Origin of the sequence: Streptomyces piniterrae, from assembly GCF_005048155.1 — a bacterium.
GTDB lineage: Bacteria > Actinomycetota > Actinomycetes > Streptomycetales > Streptomycetaceae > Streptomyces > Streptomyces piniterrae.
In genome coordinates this window covers 42,146-65,054 of record NZ_SUMB01000010.1, presented here as the reverse complement: position 1 = coordinate 65,054, position 22,909 = coordinate 42,146, and the positions used below count along the sequence as shown (strand labels likewise).

Below are 22,909 nucleotides of genomic sequence, written 5' to 3'. Positions count from 1 at the left end.
TGGCGGGCGGCATCGCCGTGTTGGATGGCGGGGTGACGGTGACCACGAAGGGCTCCTTCGCCGCCCTGACCGCCCGTCCGCACCGCGACGATGTGCGCATCGCGGTCTGCGGACTGCTCGGCGGGCTGCTGCTGTGGGCGCTGGGGCTGCGCAACGGCGTCCCTGTGCCGGGCATCCCGGACCGGTTCGCGCTGGTCGCGCTGGTCGTGATGAGCGGTACGGAGCTGCTGCGCCGCACGGCCCCGCGGACCGCGCTGGTGCTCGCCGGCGGGGCGCTCGCCCTGGATCTGTGCACCGGCGGGCTGATCGCCACGATCGTGATGTTCACGGACGTGGTGTACGCGGCCGTGCTGTACGGCTCCCCGGCGATGGCCCGCCGGATCCCGATCGCCTCCGAGGTGATCACCGTGCTCGCCACGCTCGTCCCCGTGGCGCTGCTGCGCAATCCGCAGGCGCTGCTGTTCGGCGTCGGCACCGGCGTACTGACCATCGCACCCGCCTGGACGGGCGCCATCATCCGCCAGCACCGCGACGCCGCCCAGGCCGCCCGGCTGCGGGCCGAGCAGACCGCGCTGCTGGCCGAGATGGACCGGACCCAGGCGGTGGCCGGCGAGCGGGCCCGGATGGCCCGCGAGCTGCACGACCTGGTCGCCAACCATCTGTCCGCCATCGCGATCCACTCGACCGCCGCGCAGGCCATCGACGACCCGGCGGCGACCCGCGAGGCGCTCGGCGTGATCCGGGAGAACAGCGTGCAGGGGCTGGCCGAAATGCGCCGTCTCATCGGGCTGTTGCGGGACTCCGCGGGCACCAGCGGCGACGAACCGGCCGCGACCCCCACTCTCGGCGGGCTCGACGCGCTGATCGCCCAGGCCCGTACGAACGGCGCGACCAGCGGACTGACGTTCACACTCGACGACGCGCGGCACGGCGACGGCGAGGGGGCCGCGGCCAAGCTCGTGGCGCCGGTCGAGCTGGCCGCGTACCGCATCGTCCAGGAGTCGCTGACCAACGCGCTCAAGCACGCCGCGCCCGGCGAGGTCAGGGTGCGGATCGCCCATGAGCGCGGCGGGGCGCTCACCGTCACCGTCAGCAGCCCGTACGCCGACCGGCCCGGTCCCCGCGCGCCCGGCTCCGGCGCCGGGCTGGTCGGGATGCGGGAACGGATCGCCCTGCTGGGCGGGGCGTTCGAGGCCGGCCCGGAGAGCGGCACGGGCGGACGGATCTGGCGGGTGCGGGCCGCGCTGCCGGCGCCCGAGGAGGAGGAACGACGATGACAGGGGGACGACGATGACCGATGCCGGCACGCGGCCGATCCGGGTGCTGGTGGCCGAGGACCAGTCCGCCGTACGGGCCGGGCTGGTGCTCATCCTGCGCTCCGCGCCCGACGTCACCGTCGTCGGGGAGGCGGTGGACGGCGAGGAAGCGGTCCGCCTCGCCCGTGAGCTGCGCCCCGATCTCGTCCTCATGGACGTCCAGATGCCGCGGCTCGACGGGGTCTCCGCCACCCGGCAGATCGTCTCCGAGGGGCTGGCGGACGTCCTGGTGCTGACCACCTTCGACCTGGACGAATATGTCTTCGGGGCGCTCCGGGCGGGCGCGGCGGGCTTTCTGCTCAAGGACAGCGACGCGGCCGCGCTGCTGACGGCGGTGCGCACGGTGGCGTCCGGCGAGGGGCTGATCGCCCCGGCGGTGACCCGCCGGCTGATCGCCGAGTTCGCCCGGCCGAGCACCGCGCCCCGGCCGGCGCGGGACGGCGACGGCCCCGATCCGGCGGTACTGGACGCACTGACGCCGCGCGAGCGGGAGGTGCTGGGCTGTCTGGGGCGGGGGCTGTCCAACGCCGATATCGCGGTGCGGCTGGTGATGGCGGAGGCCACCGTGAAAACGCATGTCAGCCGGCTGCTGGCCAAGCTGGCGCTGCGCAGCCGGCTCCAAGCGGCGGTACTGGCACAGGAGTTGGGGGTCGAGGGGCCGTAGACGGCGGGCCCTCGGGAGGTGACCCTTAGGGGGTGGTCGAACAGATCCCCTAGGGGACGCGAGGCCCCCTTGCAGGCCACAACGTGGGGGCGCGGGGCGGTATTCCCGTGTGGTTCAGGGCTCCGCCCAACGAGACACCCCTAATTAGGCGACATTGACTCGTTGTCCGGGCGGTGCCGCCTCCAGCCAGGCCAGGAAGCCGGTGAGGGCGTCCTCGCTCATCGCCAGCTCCAGGCGGGTGCCGCGGTGGCCGCAGGCGAGCACGATGGAGTCGGAGAGCAGCGCCAGCTCCTCCTCGCCCTGGGGGGTACGGCGCTCCAGCACCTCGATGGCGGAGCGTTCCAGCATCCGGCGGGGCCGGGGCGCGTACGAGAACACCCGGAACCACTCGATCCGGTCACCGTTGTAGCGCGCCACGCCGTAGATCCAGCCCTTGCCGCTGGGCTCGGTCTCGTTCTCCGGCACGTTCCAGCGCAGGCTGCAGTCGAAGGTGCCGCCGGACCGCTGGATGAGCCGTCTTCTCAGACCGAAGACGAACAGCCCCAGCAGCACCAGTACCACGACCGCGCCGCTCACAAGCAGAGCGAGGACCATCTCGACCGACCTCCTCGCATCGAATACGGGAAACGCACCTGCATTGCCTCAGCCGCGGGCCGCTCCGGACAGTTCCCGGGCAGCCCGCGGCTGAGGATCGATCTCGTCGGTGACGGGTTCAGTGAACGCCCGTCACCGCACGCAGCCGGACATCGGCACGGCGCTCGGCGGCCGCGTCGGCCTCCGACTTCGCTCGCTCCAGGGCCCGCTCCGCGCGCTGGACATCGATCTCGTCCGACAGCTCGGCGATCTCCGCGAGCAGAGACAGCTTGTTGTCGGCGAACGAGATGAAGCCGCCGTGCACCGCGGCGACGACGGTGCCGTCACCGCTCTCGCCGGTCGTACGAATCGTCACCGGGCCCGACTGCAGCACGCCGAGCAGCGGCTGATGTCCGGGCATGACGCCGATGTCGCCCGACGAGGTGCGCGCGACGACCAGGCTGGCCTCGCCGGACCAGACCTGACGGTCCGCGGCGACCAACTCGACGTGCAGCTCAGCCACGATGGCTCCTCGGGTCTCCACCTGCCTGGCTCGGCAGATGTTGGGTCAAATACTAGTGGTCGTACGGGCCGGGGGTGGCCAGGGCCACCCCCGGGACCGCGAGCACGGGCTCAGGAGACGCCCAGCTCCTTGGCGTTGTTCTTGAGGTCCTCGAGGCCACCGCACATGAAGAACGCCTGCTCGGGGAAGTGGTCGAAGTCGCCGTCGGCGATCGCGTTGAAGGCCGCGATCGACTCGTCCAGCGGCACGTCCGAACCGTCGATGCCGGTGAACTGCTTCGCCGCGTGGGTGTTCTGCGACAGGAAGCGCTCGATACGACGGGCACGGTGGACGACCAGCTTGTCCTCTTCGCCCAGCTCGTCGATACCGAGAATGGCGATGATGTCCTGCAGGTCCTTGTACTTCTGCAGGATCGCCCGGACGCGGGAGGCCGCGTCGTAGTGGTCCTGCGAGATGTAGCGCGGGTCCAGGATGCGGGACGTCGAGTCCAGCGGGTCGACCGCCGGGTAGATGCCCTTCTCCGAGATCGGACGGGAGAGGACCGTCGTCGCGTCGAGGTGCGCGAAGGTCGTCGCCGGCGCCGGGTCGGTCAGGTCGTCCGCGGGGACGTAGATCGCCTGCATCGAGGTGATCGAGTGACCACGGGTCGAGGTGATGCGCTCCTGCAGGAGGCCCATCTCGTCCGCCAGGTTCGGCTGGTAACCCACCGCGGAGGGCATGCGGCCCAGCAGGGTGGAGACCTCGGAACCGGCCTGGGTGAAGCGGAAGATGTTGTCGATGAAGAACAGCACGTCCTGCTTCTGCACATCGCGGAAGTACTCCGCCATGGTCAGACCGGCCAGCGCGACCCGGAGACGGGTGCCCGGGGGCTCGTCCATCTGGCCGAACACCAGCGCGGTCTTGTCCAGAACGCCGGACTCTTCCATCTCCGCGATGAGGTCGTTGCCCTCACGGGTGCGCTCACCGACACCGGCGAACACGGAAACACCCTCGTGCAGCTTGGCCACACGCATGATCATTTCCTGGATGAGGACGGTCTTGCCGACGCCCGCACCACCGAACAGACCGATCTTGCCGCCCTTGACGTACGGGGTCAGCAGGTCGACGACCTTCAGGCCGGTCTCGAACATCTCGGTCTTGGACTCGAGCTGGTCGAAGGCCGGGGCCTTGCGGTGGATGGGCCACCGCTCGGTGACCTCGGACTCCGCCTCCGGCTCGTTCAGGATCGCACCGAGGGTGTTGAACACCTTGCCCTTGGTGATGTCGCCGACGGGGACGGTGATGCCCTCGCCGGTGTCGGTCACCGGGGCCTGGCGGACCAGACCGTCGGTGGGCTGCATCGAGATGGCGCGGACCAGGCCCTCGCCGAGGTGCTGCGCGACCTCGAGGGTCAGCGTCTTGAGCGCGCCCTCCTCGGCCGGGTCGGCGACCTGAACGGTCAGCGCGTTGTAGATCTCCGGCATCGCGTCGACGGGGAACTCCACGTCGACGACCGGGCCGATGACCCGCGCGACGCGGCCCGCAGCCGTGGCCGTTTCAACAGTGGTGGTCATAGTGGTCAGTCACTCCCCGCGGTCGCGTCGGCCAGTGCGCTGGCGCCACCGACGATCTCGCTGATTTCCTGGGTGATTTCGGCCTGGCGGGCCGCATTGGCAAGCCGCGAGAGCGACTTGATGAGCTCTTCCGCGTTGTCGGTCGCCGACTTCATCGCACGGCGCGTGGCGGCGTGCTTGGAGGCGGCGGCCTGCAGAAGCGCGTTGTAGATCCGCGACTCGACGTACCGCGGCAGCAGCGCGTCGAGGACGTCCTCGGCCGACGGCTCGAAGTCGAACAGCGGCAGGATCTCGCCCTTGGCGGTCTCCTCCGCGTCCGGCTTGTCGAGGCTGAGCGGCAGCAGACGGCCGTCGATCGCGTTCTGCGTCATCATCGACACGAACTCGGTGAAGACGATGTGGAGTTCGTCCACGCCGCCCTCGGCCGTGTCCTTCTGTACGGCGTCGATCAGCGGTCCGGCGACCGCCTTGGCGTCCGCGTACGTCGGGCTGTCGGTGAAGCCGGTCCACGAATCCGCGACCTTGCGCTCACGGAAGGTGTAGTACGAGACACCCTTGCGGCCGACGATGTACGTGTCGACCTCCTTGCCCTCGGCCTTGAGCCGCTCGGTGAGCTGCTCGCCGGCCTTGATGGCGTTCGAGGAGTAGCCGCCGGCCAGACCGCGGTCGCTCGTGATGAGCAGCACCGCGGCGCGGGTCGGGTTGTCCACCTCGGTGGTGAGGGCGTGCTGGGTGTTCGAGCCGGTGGCAACCGCTGTCACCGCGCGGGTCAGTTCACTCGCGTACGGCGTCGATGCCGCCACCTTGCGCTGCGCCTTGACGATGCGCGAGGCGGCGATCATCTCCATCGCCTTGGTGATCTTCTTGGTCGCGGTGACGGAGCGGATGCGACGCTTGTAGACCCGGAGCTTGGCTCCCATGGATCAGGTCCCTTCCGTCGTCACTTGGCGGAGCCGACCGGGGCGTCCTCGCCGAGCAGCTTGCCGTCCGAGGTCTCGAACTGCTGCTTGAAGGTGGCGACGGCGTCGGTGAGCGCCTGGATGGTGTCGTCGGACATCTTGCCGCCCTCGCGAATGCTGGTCAGCAGGTCCTTCTTCTCCCGGCCCAGGTGGTCGAGGAGCTCCCGCTCGAAGCGGCGGATGTCGTTGACCGGCACGTCGTCCATCTTGCCGGTGGTGCCGGCCCAGATGGAGACGACCTCGTCCTCGGTCGGGAAGGGCGCGTACTGGCTCTGCTTCAGCAGCTCGACCATGCGCTTACCGCGCTCCAGCGAGGCCTTGGAGGCCGCGTCCAGGTCGGAACCGAAGGCGGCGAACGCCTCCAGCTCGCGGTACTGGGCGAGGTCGACACGGAGTCGGCCGGAGACCTGCCGCATGGCCTTGTGCTGGGCGGAGCCACCGACACGGGAGACCGAGATACCGACGTTCAGCGCCGGGCGCTGGCCCGCGTTGAAGAGGTCGGATTCCAGGAAGCACTGGCCGTCGGTGATGGAGATGACGTTGGTCGGGATGAACGCCGACACGTCGTTGGCCTTGGTCTCGACGATCGGGAGGCCGGTCATCGAGCCGGCGCCCATGTCGTCGGAGAGCTTGGCGCAGCGCTCCAGCAGACGCGAGTGCAGGTAGAAGACGTCACCCGGGTAGGCCTCACGGCCCGGCGGACGGCGCAGCAGCAGCGACACGGCGCGGTAGGCGTCGGCCTGCTTCGACAGGTCGTCGAAGACGATCAGGACGTGCTTGCCCTGGTACATCCAGTGCTGGCCGATGGCCGAACCGGTGTAGGGCGCCAGGTACTTGAAGCCCGCCGGGTCGGACGCCGGGGCGGCGACGATGGTGGTGTACTCCAGGGCGCCGGCCTCCTCCAGCGCGCCGCGCACGGACGCGATGGTGGAGCCCTTCTGGCCGACGGCGACGTAGATGCAGCGGACCTGCTTCTTCGGGTCGCCCGAGCGCCAGTTGTCGCGCTGGTTGATGATGGTGTCGACGGCCAGAGCGGTCTTGCCGGTCTGGCGGTCACCGATGATCAGCTGGCGCTGGCCGCGGCCGATCGGGGTCATCGCGTCGACGGCCTTGTAGCCGGTCTCCATCGGCTCGTGCACCGACTTACGGACCATGACGCCCGGAGCCTGCAGCTCCAGGGCGCGGCGGCCCTCGGACTCGATCTCGCCGAGGCCGTCGATCGGGTTGCCCAGCGGGTCGACCACGCGGCCGAGGTAGCCCTCGCCCACGGCGACCGAGAGCACCTCACCGGTGCGCTGCACCGGCTGGCCCTCCTCGATGCCACTGAACTCGCCGAGGACCACCGCACCGATCTCGCGCTCTTCCAGGTTCAGCGCAAGACCGAGCGTGCCGTCCTCGAACTTCAGCAGCTCGTTCGCCATCGCCGAGGGAAGACCCTCGACCTTCGCGATGCCGTCACCGGCCTCGCTGACCGTGCCGACCTCTTCGCGCGAGGCCGCGTCCGGCTTGTACGCCTGGACGAAGTTCTCCAGCGCGTCCCGGATCTCCTCCGGCCGGATCGTGAGCTCCGCCATCTGGGTTCCCTGCTCTCCTTGTTGGGCCCGAAGTTACTTGCGGGGGTCTGAGGGGGTGTCCCTCAGGGGGTTTCCGCTTACGGCCCAACTCGGGCCGCCGTCATGCTTGTGCTGTGTCGCCGGGGCGTGTTCCGGACCACAGCCGGACCTCTCGGTCCGGCCGGCTGGTCCGGCGCTCGTCCGCCGGTTGTGCAGCTCTTGAGTTGGTGGCTGGGTCAGCCGGCCATCCGCCGGGAGGCCTCGTCGAGGCGCTCCGCGATGGTCCCGTTGATGACCTCGTCGCCGACCCGGACCTGGAGCCCGCCGAGGACCTCGGGGTCCACGTCGAGGTTCAGGTGGATCTGCCGTCCGTACAGCTCGGTCAGCGAGGCGCCGAGACGCTGCCGCTGCCCTTCGCTGAGCGGTACGGCGGAGGTGACCACCGCGATCATCCGACCCCGGCGGCTCGCCGCCAGCTTGGAGAGGGCTTCGAGCCCTGCTTCCAGGCTACGGCCCCGCGGGTGCCCGACCAGACGGATCACCAGTCGCTCGGTGACCGGGTTGGCCCGGCCGCCCAGCAGCGAGTGCAGCAGCTCCGCCTTGGCGGAGACCGTCGCGATCTGGTCGGTCAGCGCCCTGCGCAGCTCACCGGACGAGGCGACGATCCGGCCGAACCGGAACAGCTCGTCCTCGACGTCGTCGAGCTGGCCGGCCCGCTGTGCCGCGACGAGGTCGGCGCTGTAGGACAGCTCCTCGAGCGCGTCCGCCAGTTCGCGCGAACGCGACCAGCGGGCGCGGACCATGCCGGTGACCAGGTCGAGGGCCGGGCCGCCGATCTGGTTGCCGAGCAGCCGCCCGGCCAGTTCGGCTCGCGCCTCGCCGGCCTGCGCCGGGTCGGTCAGGACCCGACGCAGCGACACCTCGCGGTCGAGCAGAGCGGTGACGGCAGCCAGCTCCTCGGCGAGCTTCGCCGCGTCGACGGAGGTGTCGTCCGTCAGCGCGTCGAAACGCTCGCGTGCGGAGGCGAGTGCCTCGCGGCTCGCTCCGTTCATCGGCCGGCCTCAGCCTTCGTCGTGTCCGACGCCGCCTGGGCCTCGAGCTCGTCGAGGAAGCGGTCGATGGTCCGGCTCTGCCGGGCGTGGTCCTCGAGGGACTCGCCGACGAGCTTGCCGGCCAGGTCGGTGGCGAGCTTGCCCACGTCCTGACGCAGCGACTGCGCGGCCGCCTTCCGGTCAGCCTCGATCTGGGCGTGACCGGCAGCGATGATCTCCTCACGCTGCCGCTGGCCCTCGGCGCGCATCTCGGCGATGAGGGTCGCGCCCTGCTCCTGCGCCTCCTGGCGCAGTCGCGCGGCCTCATGGCGAGCGTCGGCGAGCTGCGTCCGGTACTCGTCGAGCACCTGCTGCGCCTCGGCCATGGCCTCTTCGGCCTTCTTCATCCCGCCCTCGATCGCCTCGTGGCGCTCGTCCAGAACCTTGTTGATGTTCGGGAGAAGCTTCTTGGCGAGGATGCCGAAGACGATGAAGAAGGCGATCAGGCCGATGACCAGCTCAGGGATCGGCGGGACCAGGGGGTTCTCGGGAACCTCCGCCGCCATGGTGGTGACCTGGGCGATCACATCAGTGCCTTCCGTCTGAATGGGATGGTCGATGAGCTTCGTTTACTTGAAGACGAAGCCCATGACGATGCCGATCAGGGCGAGCGCCTCACAGAAGGCGAAACCCATGATCTGGTTGGTGCGGATCAGGCCGGCGGCCTCGGGCTGACGAGCCAGGGCCTGGGTGCCGTTACCGAAGATGATGCCGACGCCGACGCCGGGGCCGATCGCGGCGAGGCCGTAGCCGATGGCGCTGGCGCTGCCGGTGAAGGCGGTTTCGGAGGCGAGGTTGACAGTCTCGAGAGCAGCGGACATGCCGTTACTTCCTTCTCATTTCACGGACCGGTGGGGGTTGGCCACCGGACAGCTGTTGGGGCGGGAGGCGGGGTGCTCAGTGGTGCTCGGCGAGCGCGCCCTGGACGTAGTTGCAGGCCAGGAGGACGAAGACGTACGCCTGGACGGCTTGGATGAAGAGCTCGAAGGCGGTCATCGCGAGCGTCATGGCGAAGGACGCGCCCGCGTAGACGATGCCGATCCCGTTCAGCAGGTACCAGCTGGCGATGGTGAACATCAGGATCAGCAGGTGGCCGGCGAACATGTTCGCGAAGAGCCGGACCGCGTGGGTGAAGGGCCGGATGATCACGTTCGAGATGAACTCGATGACGACGATCAGCGGCAGCACCCAGCCGAGCGACTTGTCGTAGCCGGTGATGTTCTTCCAGCCGCCGACGAAGCCGTGCTTCTTGAACGTCAGGTACATCCACAGGATGTAGACGATCGCCGCGAGGCCCGCGGGGAAGGCGATGACCGACGTCACCGGAAACGCCATGACCGGGATGATGGACCAGAGGTTCATGATCCATACGAAGAAGAACAGCGCGACCATGAAGGGGACGTATTTCTCGCCCTCCTTCTTGCCCAGGGCGTCATAGACGAGACCGCGGCGCACGAAGTCGTAGCCCGCTTCGCCGATCATCTGCAGCTTGCCGGGAACAACTTTCGCCTTGCCGAATGCGGCCCAGAAGAACCACACGACGACGACCGTGCTGAGCAGAGCCAGCAGCATCGGCTTGTTGAACTCGAACCCACCGACTGTGAACAGGGGGTCGAATACGAACGAATGAAGACCCGGGGCCTCGAAGCCACACCCCGGGATCAAGAGGTGGCACTCCGTGTCGAAGGCGAGCATCGTTTCAGCACTCACCGCGGGCTCCTTCAGCGTGGCGCATGGGTACGGCAACCTCGTTGTGTCGGCGCGGCGTTGAGCCACGGTGCGGCACTGGACTGGTCTTACGGATTTGGGGGCGGCGGGCCGGCGCTGGGCCGAGCCGGATCACAGGCATCGGCCGCGAGAACTGCCCATTCCAGCGCGTGGAACTCGGGAGCTCAGCCGCCTGCGCCATCTGTGCCGCAGTTGGCACCGGACGATAGCAGGCCCGCATGAGGGCATTTATTCCGGCCCTACGTGTCACGTCGGCGACCCCGCCGTCTCCGCCTTCTTGGCGTCTGCGGAGTCGGGGTCCACGTACAGAATCTTCGCCTTCATATGACCGCGGGTCTGTGCCGCGATCCATACGAGGGTGGCGCCGAGCAGAGTGAAGGCGAATGCCTTCGTGTCAAAGAGCGTGGTGTCCTTGAAAGTCAGCAGGAACACCGCGACGAGCAGGATCTGCACGGAGTACAGCAGCAGCCCCATCATCTGGAACAGCTGCGGGTAATTCCTCGCGGTGTGCTGCAGAACGGCGAGCCCGGCGCCCATCACGAGCACCACCAGCGCGGTGCCGACGACGGCGCCGACCGCTCCCGTCCCGCCTGCGACCACAGCGCTCACGACAGCGGCGAGGGCGCCGGTGGCGAGCGTGGGTACAACGGCATGGAGGAGTAGTCGGGCGTCATTCGACTGCATAGCGGCGCTCCGGCAAAGGGTGGGGGTGTGTTCGTCAGGGACGAGCGTAGACCCGGCCGGAGGAAGATCCTGAGGCCAAAAGGCCGTCGCACTACGGTCCTTCGGCTCTGTCGCCGGGTTTCGTGAACGGTATCACAAACTATTTGATGAGGTCTTTACCTGGTTCGTGTGGACCCTGTCACACTTGAGCGTGAACCCGATCGTTGGTGCACTGACGGCTCGACTTTTGTCTGGTATGGGGTCAACCGCCCCGCTTTCCCGGCCGTGTCGCGCCACTCGAACCCCCGGTTCAGTGATGACTGTCCGCCTTACGGCGGTCCACGAAACGTGACCGGTCGCCGATCGCGGTGGCGCCGTGAAGGCTCGCCGGCACCGTCTCGGGCCCCTCGCCGGCCTCGCCCGCACCCACCGTGCCCTCTTCGCCTGCCGCCGCGGCCTGAGCCGCCGGCTCGCGTACGACCCTGCGGTAGCGCGGCGGAACCATCCACTCCGCCCAGCGCGGGGCGCGCGGCGTGAAGCGCGGCAGCAGGAGCAGCACCAGACCGACCGCGCTCAGCAGCACGATGCCCAGCACGATCCACATACTGGCGTTGTTCACCGAGTAGGCGACCGCGCCGAACGCGATCAGCGCCGACCAGAAGTACATGATCAGCACGGCACGGCTGTGCGAGTGCCCGATCTCCAGCAGCCGGTGGTGCAGATGCCCCCGGTCGGCGGCGAACGGCGACTGGCCCTTCCAGGTACGCCGCACGATCGCCAGGATGAGGTCGGCCACCGGCACCGCGATGACGGTCAGCGGCAGCAGCAGCGGAATGTAGACCGGCACCATCGCGTGCGTGGCCTCACGGACACCGCCCGCCTTCTGGCCCAGCAGGTCGGGGTCGACCTGGCCGGTCACCGAGACCGCGCCGGCGGCCATCACCAGGCCGATCAGCATCGACCCCGAGTCGCCCATGAAGATCCGCGCCGGATGCATGTTGTGCGGCAGGAAGCCCAGGCACATGCCCATCAGAACGACCGAGAACAGCGTTGCGGGCGCGGCCGCCTCGATGCCATAGCCGAACCACATCCGGTACGCGTACATGAAGAACGCCGCGGCGGCGATGCACACCATGCCGGAGGCCAGCCCGTCCAGACCGTCGACGAAGTTCACCGCGTTGATGGTGATCACGACCAGTGCGACGGTCAGCAGCGTGCCCTGCATCGGGGTCAGCGAGACGGTGCCGACGCCGGGCACCGGGATCCACAGGATCGTCAGCCCCTGGAGGACCATCACTCCCGCGGCGATCATCTGGCCGCCCAGCTTGACCAGCGCGTCCACGCCCCACTTGTCGTCCAGCACACCGAGGATCCAGATGAGGGCCGCACCGGAGAGCAGCGCCTTCGGCTCGTCGGAGTGCTCGAAAACACTCTTGAGGTTCGTCAGATGCGCGGCGACCAGCAGACCCGCGCACAGCCCGCCGAACATCGCGATGCCGCCGAGCCGCGGTGTGGGCTCGCGGTGCACATCACGCGCGCGGATCTCCGGCATCGCCCCGGCCGCGATCGCGAACTTCCGCACCGGGCCGGTCAGCAGATAGGTCACCGCGGCCGTGACGCACAGCGTCAGCAGGTATTCACGCACGGGCTGCCCCATTGGTATAGCTGGCCATCACAGCCACACACCATATGCGTGCCGGGCGCCTGGCCGTGAATGCAGCCGTGAATATAAGGGAAGACGCACGCCGGCCCTGCGGGGTTCCAGCCGTCAGCCGCGTTCCGGATATGGCGGGAACCGATGCGCCAGGGCGACCGTCGCCGGACGGACCGCGCCGTCCTCGCGCAGCGCCGCCCCGATCAGGTCGGCGATCTCCCGCATCTCGGCCTCGCCCATCCCCTGGGTCGTCACGGCGGCGGTGCCCAGCCGGATACCGGTCCGCCGCGCGGCGAGATCCTCCCGCACCTCGCACGGCAGGGCGCAGGTGTCCAGGACGATCCCGGCGGCCGCCAGCCGGCCGCGTGCGGTCCGCGCGTCCACGCCGAGCGGTGCGGTGTCCGCCGTGATCAGGTGGGTGTCGGTACCGCCGGTGGTGATCGTCAGCCCCTGCCCGGCCAGCGCCGCGGCGAGCGCGCGGGCGTTGGCGATCACCTGATGGGTGTACGCGCCGAAGGCGGGTGTGGCGGCCTCGCCGAAGGCGACGGCCTTCGCGGCGACGGCGTTCATCTGGGCTCCGCCCTGGGTGAAGGGGAACACCGCCCGGTCGATGCGCTCGGCCAGCCGCCCGCCGCACAGGATCATCCCGCCGCGCGGCCCGCGCAGCACCTTGTGGGTGGTGGCACACACCACGTCGGCGTACGGGACGGGGCTGGGCGCCGCTCCCCCGGCGATCAGTCCCATGGGGTGGGCGACGTCCGCGATCAGATAGGCGCCGGTCTCGTCGGCGATATCGCGGAACTCGGCGTAGTCCATGTGCCGCGGGTAGGAGATCGAGCCGCAGACGATGGCCTTGGGCCTGCGCTCCAGGGCCAGCGCCCGGATCGCGTCGTAGTCGAGCAGCCCGGATTCCTCGTCGACGCCGTAGCCGGCGAAGTCGAACCAGCGGCCGGAGAAGTTGGCGGGCGATCCGTGGGTGAGGTGCCCGCCGTGCGGCAGGGACATCGCCAGGACGGTGTCCCCGGGGCGCAGCAGGGCGGCGTAGGCGGCCAGGACGGCCGAAGACCCGGAGTGGGCCTGGACGTTGGCGTGTTCGGCGCCGAAGAGCGCCTTGGCGCGTTCCACGGCGATCCGCTCGGCGAGGTCGACGATCTCGCAGCCGCCGTGGTGCCGGGCACCCGGATAGCCCTCGGCGTATTTGTTGCCGAGCGGCGAGCCGAGGGCGGCGAGGACCGCGGGTGAGGCGAAGTTCTCCGCGGCGATCAGCTGGAGGCCGTCGCTCTGGCGGGCGCTCTCGCCGAGCAGCGCACCGGCGATCTCCGGGTCCTGGCGGAGCAGCGCGGCGAAGTCGGGGGCGCCGGCCGGCAGGGTGCCGTCACGGGCGGCGGCGCGCGCCCGGTCCTCGATCTTCTCGGCCTCGGCGGGTTCGGCGACGGCGGCCTCGCCGCGGGCTGACGCGGTGCTGCGGGGTGACGCGGTGGTGGCGGGCATCGCTTGCTCCGGGCCTCGTACGGGGACGTAGTCCCAATGTAGGCGCGGCCGGGCGATCGGGCGCGGTGTGCGCACCGGACGGGCGGCGCGTACGTCTCAGGCGCGGGCGGGTACTCCGGTGAGGGCCGTGACGACCGGGTCGAGCGCCTGGTTGATCTCGTCGCCGATGGAGCGGAAGAAGGTGATGGGCGCGCCGTAGGGGTCGTGGACCTCGTCGGACTCCGGGGTGGGCGCCAGCAGCCAGCCGCGCAGCGCGGCGGCCGCGCCGACCAGCGCGCGGGCCCGCTCGACCAGGCCGCAGTCCGGCAGGGCCGGGTCGGGCTCGGGCAGCGTGGCGGGGTCTATGGCCCGCACCAGCCGGTTGAACTCCTTGAGCGTGAACGTGCGCAGCCCGGCGGAGTGGCCCATCGAGATGACCTGGGCCCGGTGGTCGCGGGTCGCGGTCAGCACCAGGTCGGCGCGGATGACGTGCTCGTCGAGCAGCTCACGGCCGGTGAACCCGCCCGGGTCCGCGCCGTAGTCGGCGCACACCGTCGCGGCGTGCGCCTCCATGGGGGCGCCTTCGTGGCCCCACGTACCCGCGCTCTCCACGATCAGCCCGCCGCTGTGCGCCCCGCCCAGCCGCAGTTCCAGGGCATGGCGGTGCAGCCGCTCGGTGATCGGCGAGCGGCAGACGTTGCCGGTGCTGACGTGGAGGATCCGGAAAGGGGGTGCAGGGGGGAGGAGGGGGTCATCGCCTGGTCCCGCTATGCCACGCCCCAGGGGCGCCATCAATTGGCCACCTCGAGCTCGGGTACCACCTTGCGCAGCTCTTCCGCGCTGATCGCGCCCTCGCGCAGCAGCACCGGGACCTTGCCGGTGACGTCGACGATCGAGGACGGTACGGCGGCGGGCGTGGGGCCGCCGTCGAGGTAGACGGAGACCGAGTCGCCGAGCATCTCCTGCGCGGCGTCGCAGTCCTGCGGGGACGGGTGGCCGGTGAGGTTGGCGCTGGAGACGGCCATCGGGCCGAAGTCGGTCAGCAGCTCGATCGCGACGGGGTGCAGCGGCATCCGCACCGCGACCGTGCCGCGGGTCTCGCCGAGGTCCCAGGTCAGCGACGGCTGGTGGTTGGCGACGAGGGTCAGCGCGCCGGGCCAGAAGGCGTCGACCAGCTCCCAGGCCTGCTCCGAGAAGTCGGTGACCAGGCCGTGCAGGGTGTTCGGGGAGCCGACGAGGACCGGGGAGGGCATACCGCGGCCACGCCCCTTGGCCTCCAGCAGGTCGCCGACCGCCTCGGCGCTGAAGGCGTCCGCACCGATGCCGTAGACGGTGTCGGTCGGCAGCACGACCAGCTCGCCGCGGCGGACGGCCGAGGCGGCCTCGCGCAGGCCGGTCGCGCGGTCGGTCGCGTCGCTGCAGTCGTATCGCCGTGCCATTAGCGGTCCTCCTGGTGCGGAACGGTTGTGGGGTTCATCGGGGCGGCGGGGGTCATGGCGTCGCCCGGCGAGCGGTGGCGAAGCGGGGCCGGTTGTTGAGATCGGGGTGGTCGGCCGCGTCCGCCCACCCCTTCTCCTCGGTGAAGATCCACGGCACCTGGCCGCCCTGGGTGTCCGCGTGCTCGATGACGACGACGCCGCCCGGCCGCAGCAGGCGGTGTGCGGTCCGCTCGATGCCCCGGATGGTGTCCAGGCCGTCCTCGCCCGAGAACAGCGCGAGCTGGGGGTCGTGGTCGCGTGCCTCGGGCGCGACGTACTCCCACTCGGTCAGCGGGATGTACGGCGGGTTGGAGACGACCAGGTCGACCTGCCCGTCCAGTTCGGGAAGCGCGGTCAGCGCGTCGCCGTGATGGAGAACGACGCGGGACCCCTCGACGTTCTTGCGGGCGTACCGCAGGGCCTCCTCGGACAGCTCCACGGCGTGCACCCGCGAGCGCGGCACCTCCTGGCCCAGGGCGAGTGCGATGGCGCCCGAGCCGGTGCACAGGTCGACGATCAGCGGCTCGACGACGTCCATGGCGCGCACCGCGTCTATCGCCCAGCCGACCACCGACTCGGTCTCCGGGCGGGGCACGAACACCCCGGGGCCGACGGCGAGTTCGAGGTAGCGGAAGAAGGCACGCCCGGTGATGTGCTGGAGCGGTTCGCGCGCCTCGCGGCGGGCGACCGCCTCCCAGTAGCGGGCGTCGAAGTCGGCGTCCTTGACGTTGTGCAGCTCACCCCGTTTGACGCCGTGCACGAACGCGGCGAGCTCCTCGGCGTCGAAGCGCGGCGAGGGCACACCGGCGTCGGCCAGCCGCTGGGTGGCCTGGGCCACCTCGGCGAGCAGAAGGTTCACGGGGCCTTCCTCCTAGTGCGCTTCTTCACAGGGTCTTACGGGTGGTGCGCGTCGTGCGGTCTTGTCGTGCGGTCCTACTGGGCGGCGGCGAGCTTGGCGGCCGAGTCGGCGTCGACGCACGCCTGGATGACCGGGTCGAGCTCGCCGTCGAGCACCTGGTCCAAGTTGTACGCCTTGAAGCCCACGCGGTGGTCCGAAATGCGGTTTTCCGGGAAGTTGTACGTACGGATGCGCTCCGAGCGGTCAACCGTTCGCACCTGGCTGCGCCGGGCGTCCGACGCCTCCCGCTCGGCCTCCTCCTGGGCGGCGGCCAGCAGCCGCGAGCGGAGGATGCGCAGCGCCTGCTCCTTGTTCTGGAGCTGGCTCTTCTCGTTCTGGCAGGAGACGACGATGCCGGTGGGCAGGTGCGTGATGCGGACCGCGGAGTCGGTGGTGTTGACGGACTGGCCGCCGGGGCCCGAGGAGCGGTAGACGTCGATCCGCAGGTCGTTGGGGCCGATCTCGACCTCGACCTCCTCGGCCTCGGGCGTGACCAGCACACCGGCCGCCGAGGTGTGGATACGGCCCTGCGACTCGGTGGCGGGCACCCGCTGCACGCGGTGCACCCCGCCCTCGTACTTCAGCCGCGCCCAGACGCCCTGTCCCGGCTCGGTGGCGCCGCCCCCGCCCTTGGTCTTCACGGCGACCTGGACGTCCTTGTAGCCGCCGAGGTCGGACTCGTTCGCCTCGAGGATCTCGGTCTTCCAGCCGGCCCGCTCGGCGTAGCGCAGATACATCCGCAGCAGGTCGCCGGCGAACAGCGCGGACTCCTCGCCGCCCTCGCCGGCCTTGACCTCGAGGATGACGTCCTTGTCGTCGCTGGGGTCGCGGGGCACGAGCAGCAGCCGCAGCTTCTCGGTGAGCTGCTCGCGCTGGATGTCGAGTTCCTTGACCTCGTCGGCGAAGTCCGGGTCGTCCGCGGCGAGTTCGCGCGCGGTCTCCATGTCGTCGCCGGTCTGCTTCCAGCTGCGGTACGTCGCGATGATCGGGGTCAGCTCGGCGTAGCGCTTGTTGAGCCGCATGGCCTCGCGCTGGTCGCCGTGGACCGCGGGGTCGGCCAGCCGCTTCTCAAGATCGGCGTGCTCACCGATCAGTTCCTCGACCGCCTCGAACATCTTGGGTTCCTCTGCTGACTGGCCGGCTGCTGGCTGGCTGACGTGTCCATCCGGGGCGACCCCCGGGCTCCGCCCGTACGGCGGGAGCTCTGTACGACTCTGCGAGATCGGGGGAACCCCGGTCCCCCGTCAAATAAAGACGCCGGTCCGGTCACCCCTGGGCAGGGGCGACCGGGAACCGGCGCCTTGCGGGTCGCTACTTCTTGGCAGCCGCGGCCTTGCCGAAGCGGGCCTCGAAGCGGGCCACGCGGCCGCCCGTGTCCATGATCTTCTGCTTGCCCGTGTAGAACGGGTGGCACTCGGAGCAGATGTCCGCGCGGATGCTGCCGCCGGCGACGGTGCTACGGGTGGTGAACGACGCGCCGCAGGTGCAGCTGACCTGGGTCTCGACGTACTCCGGGTGGATGTCGCGCTTCAAGGGATTCTCCTAGGTTCGGGAGCGCTCCGGGTCGTGTCGCGGGTTGCGTCACGTGAACCGGGGCCGACGGTCCAGTCTGCCAGGACTCGCCGTATCTCCCAAAACCGGGGTAGGTCCGCAACTATTCCCCGGCCGGCCGTACGGCTTGTCCGGTTACTGCACGTAGGTGCCCGTACCGCCCTTGTCACCCGCGGAGTCCTTGATCGCGGACTTGGGGATGGCCTGGTCGTGGTGGAGCGCGTCCCAGACCTGCCGGCTCTGCTTCTCCAGCGGCAGCACCCGGTCCGGGTCGATCTTGTCGTAGGTCACCGGCAGCGTCACCATGTCGATGTTGCCGGAACCGATGCCGCCCAGGCTCTTGGCCAGCCCGGTCAGTTCGCCGACCGAGTTGAGGTCGGTGTCGGTGGTGATGGCCTTGGTGGCGGTGTCGGCGACGTCGTACAGCTTGGCGGGACTGGTCAGCAGTCCGACGTTCTTGACCTGGTCCATCAGCGCCTTGATGAACGTCTGCTGGAGCTGGATACGGCCCAGGTCGCTGCCGTCGCCGCCGGGGACGCCGTGCCGGGTCCGTACGAGCCCGAGCGAGTCCTCGCCGTCGAGGGTGTGCTTGCCGGGCTTCAGGTGCAGATGGCTGTTGTCGTCGTCGATCGCCTTGGTGGTGGTGATCTCCACACCGCCCAGCGCGTTGATGAGCTTCTTGAACCCGGTGAAGTCGACCTCGATGAAGTGGTCCATACGGATCCCGCTGATCGACTCGACGGTCTTGACGGCGCAGGCCGGGCCGCCGACCTCGTAGGCGGTGTTGAACATCGCCCGCTGCGATCCGGGGACGTCCTTGCCGTCCTTGGTGCAGTCGGGCCGCTTGATCATGGTGTCGCGGGGGATGCTGACGACGCTGGCCTTCTTGTGGCCCTTGTAGACGTGCACGACCATCGCGGTGTCGGAGCGCGCGCCCCCCTCGTCCCGGCCGTACTTCCCGTTCTTGCCGGCCCGGGAGTCGGACCCCATCACCAGGATGTCCATCGATCCGTTGTCGACGTTCTTCGGCCGGTCGTGGCCGAGGGCGGCGTTGATGTCGACGCCCTTCAGGTTGCCGTTGAGCTTGAAGTAGACATAGCCGACTCCGGCTCCGCCGAGCAGAACGACGCCGACCAGCGCGCACAGGCTGATGGTCAGCGCGCGGCGGCGTCGGGTCGGACCCTTGCGCCGGCGGCCCGTGGCCCGTATGCCGCGGGCACGGCTTCCGGCCGTCTTGGTCCCGTTGCTGTCCGCCATCTGCTCCTCAGTCCTCGTTGTCTCGGCTACCCCTCGCCGTCACCGTGTTCCGTGCTGTCACGGCTGTTGCGCCTAGTCAGACGGGAGGTCGACGGGAAGGGTTGCACAGCGCCACATGAGGGCTTTCTTAGAAACAGGGTCAGCCGACGCCCGACGCCCGGCCGCTGCCGCACGCCTCACCTGGGCTTACGCCCCGATTTGGGGCATGGCTGGATCTTGACGGCGGCCGGCGAACTTGTGCCGAACGTCTCAGGCGGGCAGCACAGAGCCCCCCTCGCCGGGAGAGGCGAGGGGGGCTCTGTGTCGCTACGTCACTACGTCGCTACCGGCGTCAGTCGTTGCCGTTGCTCATACCGGGCGTCGTCTTCTGGATCTGGAGCAGGAACTCCGCGTTGGACTTCGTCTGCTTCATCTTGTCGAGCAGCAGCTCGATGGCCTGCTGCTGGTCCAGCGCGTGCAACACCCGGCGCAGCTTCCAGACGACGTTCAGCTCGTCGCTGCCCAGCAGGATCTCTTCCTTACGGGTGCCGGACCCGTCGACGTCCACCGCCGGGAAGATGCGCTTGTCGGCGAGCTTGCGGTCGAGCTTGAGCTCCAGGTTGCCGGTGCCCTTGAACTCCTCGAAGATCACCTCGTCCATCCGCGAGCCGGTCTCGACCAGCGCGGTGGCCAGGATGGTCAGCGAACCGCCGTCCTCGATGTTCCGCGCGGCACCGAAGAAGCGCTTCGGCGGGTAGAGCGCGGTCGAGTCGACACCACCGGACAGGATGCGGCCGGAGGCGGGAGCCGCGAGGTTGTACGCGCGGCCCAGGCGGGTGATGGAGTCCAGCAGGACGACCACGTCGTGACCCAGCTCGACGAGGCGCTTGGCGCGCTCGATGGCCAGCTCGGCGACGGTGGTGTGGTCCTCGGCCGGGCGGTCGAAGGTCGAGGAGATGACCTCGCCCTTGACCGACCGCTGCATGTCGGTGACCTCTTCGGGCCGCTCGTCGACGAGGACGACCATCAGGTGGCACTCGGGGTTGTTGCGGGTGATCGCGTTGGCGACCGCCTGCATGATCATGGTCTTACCGGTCTTCGGCGGGGCCACGATCAGACCGCGCTGGCCCTTGCCGATCGGCGCGACCAGGTCGATGATCCGGGTCGTCAGACCGCCCGACTCGCCCTCCAGGCGCAGCCGCTCCTGCGGGTAAAGCGGCGTCAGCTTGCCGAACTCCGCGCGCTGGCGGCCCTGTTCGGGCGCCACGCTGTTGACCGTGTCCAGCCGGACCAGCGCGTTGAACTTCTCGCGGCGCTCGCCGTCCTTGGGCTGGCGGACCGCACCGGTGACGTGGTCACCCTTGCGCAGGCCGTTCTTGCGGACCTGGGCGAGCGAGACGTACACGTCGTTCGGGCCCGGCAGGTAGCCGGAGGTCCGGATGAACGCGTAGTTGTCGAGGATGTCGAGAATGCCCGCGACGGGGATCAGGACGTCGTCCTCGGAGACCTGCGGCTCGTTGCCGAAGTCCTCGCGGCCACCACGACGGCCACGGCGGTCGCGGTAGCGGCCACGACGGCCACGGCGGCCGCCCTCGAAGTCGTCGTCGTCATCCGCACGGCGGTCCCGCTGGCGGTTGCCGCCCTGGCCGCCGCCGTCCCCGGCGTCGCCCTTGCGGCGGTCACGGTCCCGCTGGCCGCGCTGGCCACGGTCCCCGCGGTCGCCCTTGGGGCCGCGCTCCTGGCGCTCGCCGCGGTCCTGGCGCTCACCGGTCCTGGCCTGACGGCCCTCGCCGGTGTCGACCGCGGTCTCGGCCTTGGCATCCGCCTTGGCCGCCGTCGTGTCGGTCTTCGCCTCGACCTTGGTCTCGGTCTTGAGGTCGCCGGAAGCGGCCTCGGGGCTGCCCGCGGCGGCGGTGGCCCGGCGCCGGCGGCGCTCGCCGGCCGGCTGCTCGTCGGTGGGGGCACCTCCCTGGTCGAGCGAAGCCGAGACCTTGGGGGACGGCTGGCCCGGGATCTCGATCTGCTGCTGGGCGACGGCCTTCTCGGCCTTGCCCGCCTTGTCGGCCTTGGCGGCCTTGCCGGTGGCCTCCGCGTCGTCGCCGGTGCGGGCCTTGGACGTGGTACGGCGCTTGGGCTTGGTCTCGGTGTCGGCGGGCGCGTCGGCCTTGGCCGCGGTGCCCGAGCCCCCGGCCTGCTTCTCCTTGATGACCTCGATCAGCTGGCTCTTGCGCATCCGCGCGGTGCCCTTGATGCCGAGGCCGGAGGCAACCTGCTGCAGCTCTGCCAGGACCATGCCGTCAAGGCCGGTGCCGGAACGGCGTCGCCGCGAGGCAGGGGCTGTGGCAGCACCGGTGGCAGGCGCGGCGGGAGCGTCCGTGGCGGGCGCGGTGGCACTGCCATCGGTGCGCACGCCCATCAGATCGGTGGTGTCGCTCACGAAGGGTCCTTCCCTGGAGCGGGCGTCGGCCTGTCTGGCTCGGCGACCGGTTGTGCTGTCCGGCTGTGGTCCTTTGGTCTTTCGGATTGGAGCCGGGGCGGTGGTCCCGCCGGATACGGCGGAGAGATCAATTCATGGTTCCGGCGAGCGAATGAGAGTGACTTCGTCACGCCGAATTCCGGAGCGTGCTCACTTCTGCTCAGGCCATTGCTCCAAGCAGTTTGGGAGGCTCCCGGAAGAAAGTGGTCCCGATGGGGGACACGAAGCACCGCGCCACACTGGCGTCGAGTACTGACTTGAGGTTAACACTACCGGATCCAACAAACATTCCCCCTCTCCAAGACCGGCAATCGTCGATCACTCCGTGTGATCACCCGGCGAGCGGCAGCACGCAGGTGCCCGCCGCGTCGAGGGTCAGCCGGTTGGCCGCCCACCCCTCTCCCGCCAGAGCTGCGACCTTGTCGGCCGCGGCTTCCTCCACCAGCGCGAGCACCGTGGGGCCCGCACCGGAGATGACTGCGGGGACGCCGTCCGCGCGCAGTCGGTTCACCAGGGCCACGCTCTCCGGCATCGCGGGGGCGCGGTATTCCTGGTGAAGTCGGTCCTCGGTCGCGGCAAGCAGCAGCTCGGGGCGCCTGGTCAGGGCCTCGACGAGCAGTGCGGCACGGCCGGCGTTGGCCGCGGCGTCCACATGCGGGACGGTACGCGGCAGCAGTCCGCGGGCGGTCTCGGTCAGCACCGGCTTTCCGGGCACGAAGACCACCGGAACGATGGAATCGGCGGGATCCATCCGGATCGCCCGCGCGGATCCGGTGTCCATCCAGGCCAGCGTGAAGCCGCCCAGCAGACACGCGGCGACGTTGTCGGGGTGGCCCTCGATCTCGGTGGCCAGCTCCAGCAGCGCGGCATCGTCCAGCCGCTGCTCGGCGCCTATGGTCACCGCGCGGGCGGCGACGATGCCGGCGCAGATGGCGGCCGAGGAGGACCCCAGGCCGCGGCCGTGCGGAATGCGGTTGGCGCAGACGATTTCCAGGCCGCGCGGCTGGCCGCCGAGCACCTCGAAGGCCGTCCGCATCGACCGGACGAGCAGGTGGCTCTCGTCGCGCGGGAGGGTGTCGGCCCCCTCACCTGCGATGTCGACGTGCAGACCGGAGTCGGCGACCCGCACCACGACATCGTCGTACAGGCCCAGGGACAGACCCAGGGCGTCGAAGCCGGGACCGAGATTGGCGCTGGTAGCGGGGGTGCGCACCCGGACGGCGGCGGCGCGGAACGCGGGACCGGCCATCGCTCGATGACTCTCCTTGATTGATGCTGCGGCACTGCCCCAGAACGCTGCGGCGCCGAGGCGCCCGGCCGGTTCATGGGGTCTGTTCTGACCTGCCCTGCACACCACTGCGTTATGCCGTGGGGAGGGGAGTTGGCTGCCAGCCTATCGAAGGAAGGTTCTGTGACGACATAGGGCGCACAGGAGGCGCACGATGCGTGTCGCACGCCATCCTGTGCCCCGAGACTGCCTTCTCCGGACTTTGCGGCCTTTGCACAATTTGCTGAACGGGGGT

Annotated in this window: 22 protein-coding genes; 2 read left to right on the top strand and 20 right to left on the bottom strand. The window is 69.8% G+C overall.

Annotated elements, in window-relative coordinates; translation table 11 throughout:
• Positions 1 to 32 precede the first annotated feature (32 nt).
• Positions 33 to 1,277, top strand: a complete 1,245-nt coding sequence (locus tag FCH28_RS26195) for a sensor histidine kinase (RefSeq protein WP_246103219.1) — start codon at positions 33 to 35, stop codon at positions 1,275 to 1,277.
• A 13-nt stretch (positions 1,278 to 1,290) separates the two neighbouring features.
• Positions 1,291 to 1,980, top strand: a complete 690-nt coding sequence (locus FCH28_RS26190) for a response regulator (RefSeq protein ID WP_136742618.1) — start codon at positions 1,291 to 1,293, stop codon at positions 1,978 to 1,980.
• A gap of 144 nt (positions 1,981 to 2,124) precedes the next feature.
• Here FCH28_RS26190 and FCH28_RS26185 read toward each other — a convergent pair whose 3' ends face one another.
• The 20 genes from FCH28_RS26185 to thrB all read right to left on the bottom strand — a co-directional run bounded on the left by FCH28_RS26185 (position 2,125) and on the right by thrB (position 22,635).
• A complete protein-coding gene (locus tag FCH28_RS26185; protein ID WP_136742617.1) occupies positions 2,125 to 2,574 on the bottom strand; it encodes a DUF2550 domain-containing protein in 450 nt (149 codons plus the stop codon).
• A 118-nt stretch (positions 2,575 to 2,692) separates the two neighbouring features.
• On the bottom strand, positions 2,693 to 3,076 hold the full coding sequence (locus FCH28_RS26180; RefSeq protein ID WP_136742616.1) for a F0F1 ATP synthase subunit epsilon: 384 nt from the start codon (positions 3,074 to 3,076) through the stop codon (positions 2,693 to 2,695).
• 110 nt (positions 3,077 to 3,186) lie between these two features.
• The gene (gene atpD, locus FCH28_RS26175) at positions 3,187 to 4,629 is read right to left on the bottom strand and encodes a F0F1 ATP synthase subunit beta (protein WP_136742615.1); all 1,443 of its coding nucleotides are present in this window, start codon (positions 4,627 to 4,629) and stop codon (positions 3,187 to 3,189) included.
• A 5-nt stretch (positions 4,630 to 4,634) separates the two neighbouring features.
• Positions 4,635 to 5,549, bottom strand: coding sequence for a F0F1 ATP synthase subunit gamma (locus FCH28_RS26170; protein WP_136742614.1), 915 nt, complete (start codon positions 5,547 to 5,549; stop codon positions 4,635 to 4,637).
• Positions 5,550 to 5,569: 20 nt separating this feature from the next.
• Positions 5,570 to 7,162, bottom strand: a complete 1,593-nt coding sequence (atpA, locus tag FCH28_RS26165; protein ID WP_136742613.1) for a F0F1 ATP synthase subunit alpha — start codon at positions 7,160 to 7,162, stop codon at positions 5,570 to 5,572.
• 215 nt (positions 7,163 to 7,377) lie between these two features.
• Positions 7,378 to 8,193 carry a F0F1 ATP synthase subunit delta gene (locus tag FCH28_RS26160; protein ID WP_136742612.1) on the bottom strand — a complete coding sequence of 272 codons (816 nt, stop codon included), beginning with the start codon at positions 8,191 to 8,193 and terminating at the stop codon, positions 7,378 to 7,380.
• Positions 8,190 to 8,756, bottom strand: coding sequence for a F0F1 ATP synthase subunit B (locus FCH28_RS26155; RefSeq protein WP_136742857.1), 567 nt, complete (start codon positions 8,754 to 8,756; stop codon positions 8,190 to 8,192). Before FCH28_RS26155 ends, FCH28_RS26160 begins: the two co-directional genes overlap by 4 nt.
• A 45-nt stretch (positions 8,757 to 8,801) precedes the next feature.
• Complete coding sequence (gene atpE, locus FCH28_RS26150) at positions 8,802 to 9,053, bottom strand: ATP synthase F0 subunit C (protein ID WP_136742611.1); 252 nt, start codon at positions 9,051 to 9,053, stop codon at positions 8,802 to 8,804.
• 76 nt (positions 9,054 to 9,129) lie between these two features.
• Entirely contained in the window at positions 9,130 to 9,927 is a 798-nt protein-coding gene (atpB, locus tag FCH28_RS26145) for a F0F1 ATP synthase subunit A (RefSeq protein WP_136742856.1), read from the bottom strand.
• A 279-nt stretch (positions 9,928 to 10,206) separates the two neighbouring features.
• Positions 10,207 to 10,644, bottom strand: a complete 438-nt coding sequence (locus tag FCH28_RS26140) for a Cg1360 family ATP-synthase-associated protein (RefSeq protein WP_136742610.1) — start codon at positions 10,642 to 10,644, stop codon at positions 10,207 to 10,209.
• Between the two features lie 289 nt (positions 10,645 to 10,933).
• Positions 10,934 to 12,280: an MraY family glycosyltransferase gene (locus FCH28_RS26135; protein WP_187363927.1), complete on the bottom strand. Its 1,347-nt coding sequence runs from the start codon at positions 12,278 to 12,280 to the stop codon at positions 10,934 to 10,936.
• 111 nt (positions 12,281 to 12,391) lie between these two features.
• Positions 12,392 to 13,768: a serine hydroxymethyltransferase gene (locus tag FCH28_RS26130; RefSeq protein WP_136742608.1), complete on the bottom strand. Its 1,377-nt coding sequence runs from the start codon at positions 13,766 to 13,768 to the stop codon at positions 12,392 to 12,394.
• Between the two features lie 96 nt (positions 13,769 to 13,864).
• Positions 13,865 to 14,542: an arsenate reductase/protein-tyrosine-phosphatase family protein gene (locus FCH28_RS26125; protein ID WP_425472000.1), complete on the bottom strand. Its 678-nt coding sequence runs from the start codon at positions 14,540 to 14,542 to the stop codon at positions 13,865 to 13,867.
• Positions 14,539 to 15,186 (bottom strand): L-threonylcarbamoyladenylate synthase, encoded by a 648-nt coding sequence (locus FCH28_RS26120; protein ID WP_136742607.1) that lies wholly within the window; start codon positions 15,184 to 15,186, stop codon positions 14,539 to 14,541. Before FCH28_RS26120 ends, FCH28_RS26125 begins: the two co-directional genes overlap by 4 nt.
• Before the next feature lie 52 nt (positions 15,187 to 15,238).
• Positions 15,239 to 16,084, bottom strand: coding sequence for a peptide chain release factor N(5)-glutamine methyltransferase (gene prmC / locus FCH28_RS26115; protein WP_136742606.1), 846 nt, complete (start codon positions 16,082 to 16,084; stop codon positions 15,239 to 15,241).
• A gap of 74 nt (positions 16,085 to 16,158) precedes the next feature.
• The gene (gene prfA / locus FCH28_RS26110; RefSeq protein ID WP_136742605.1) at positions 16,159 to 17,238 is read right to left on the bottom strand and encodes a peptide chain release factor 1; all 1,080 of its coding nucleotides are present in this window, start codon (positions 17,236 to 17,238) and stop codon (positions 16,159 to 16,161) included.
• A 196-nt stretch (positions 17,239 to 17,434) separates the two neighbouring features.
• Positions 17,435 to 17,656, bottom strand: coding sequence for a 50S ribosomal protein L31 (gene rpmE, locus FCH28_RS26105; RefSeq protein WP_136742604.1), 222 nt, complete (start codon positions 17,654 to 17,656; stop codon positions 17,435 to 17,437).
• 153 nt (positions 17,657 to 17,809) lie between these two features.
• Positions 17,810 to 18,931: an LCP family protein gene (locus tag FCH28_RS26100; RefSeq protein ID WP_136742603.1), complete on the bottom strand. Its 1,122-nt coding sequence runs from the start codon at positions 18,929 to 18,931 to the stop codon at positions 17,810 to 17,812.
• A 331-nt stretch (positions 18,932 to 19,262) separates the two neighbouring features.
• Positions 19,263 to 21,347 carry a transcription termination factor Rho gene (rho, locus tag FCH28_RS26095; RefSeq protein WP_136742602.1) on the bottom strand — a complete coding sequence of 695 codons (2,085 nt, stop codon included), beginning with the start codon at positions 21,345 to 21,347 and terminating at the stop codon, positions 19,263 to 19,265.
• 370 nt (positions 21,348 to 21,717) lie between these two features.
• Positions 21,718 to 22,635: a homoserine kinase gene (gene thrB, locus FCH28_RS26090; protein WP_136742601.1), complete on the bottom strand. Its 918-nt coding sequence runs from the start codon at positions 22,633 to 22,635 to the stop codon at positions 21,718 to 21,720.
• Between the last annotated feature and the right edge of the window lie 274 nt (positions 22,636 to 22,909).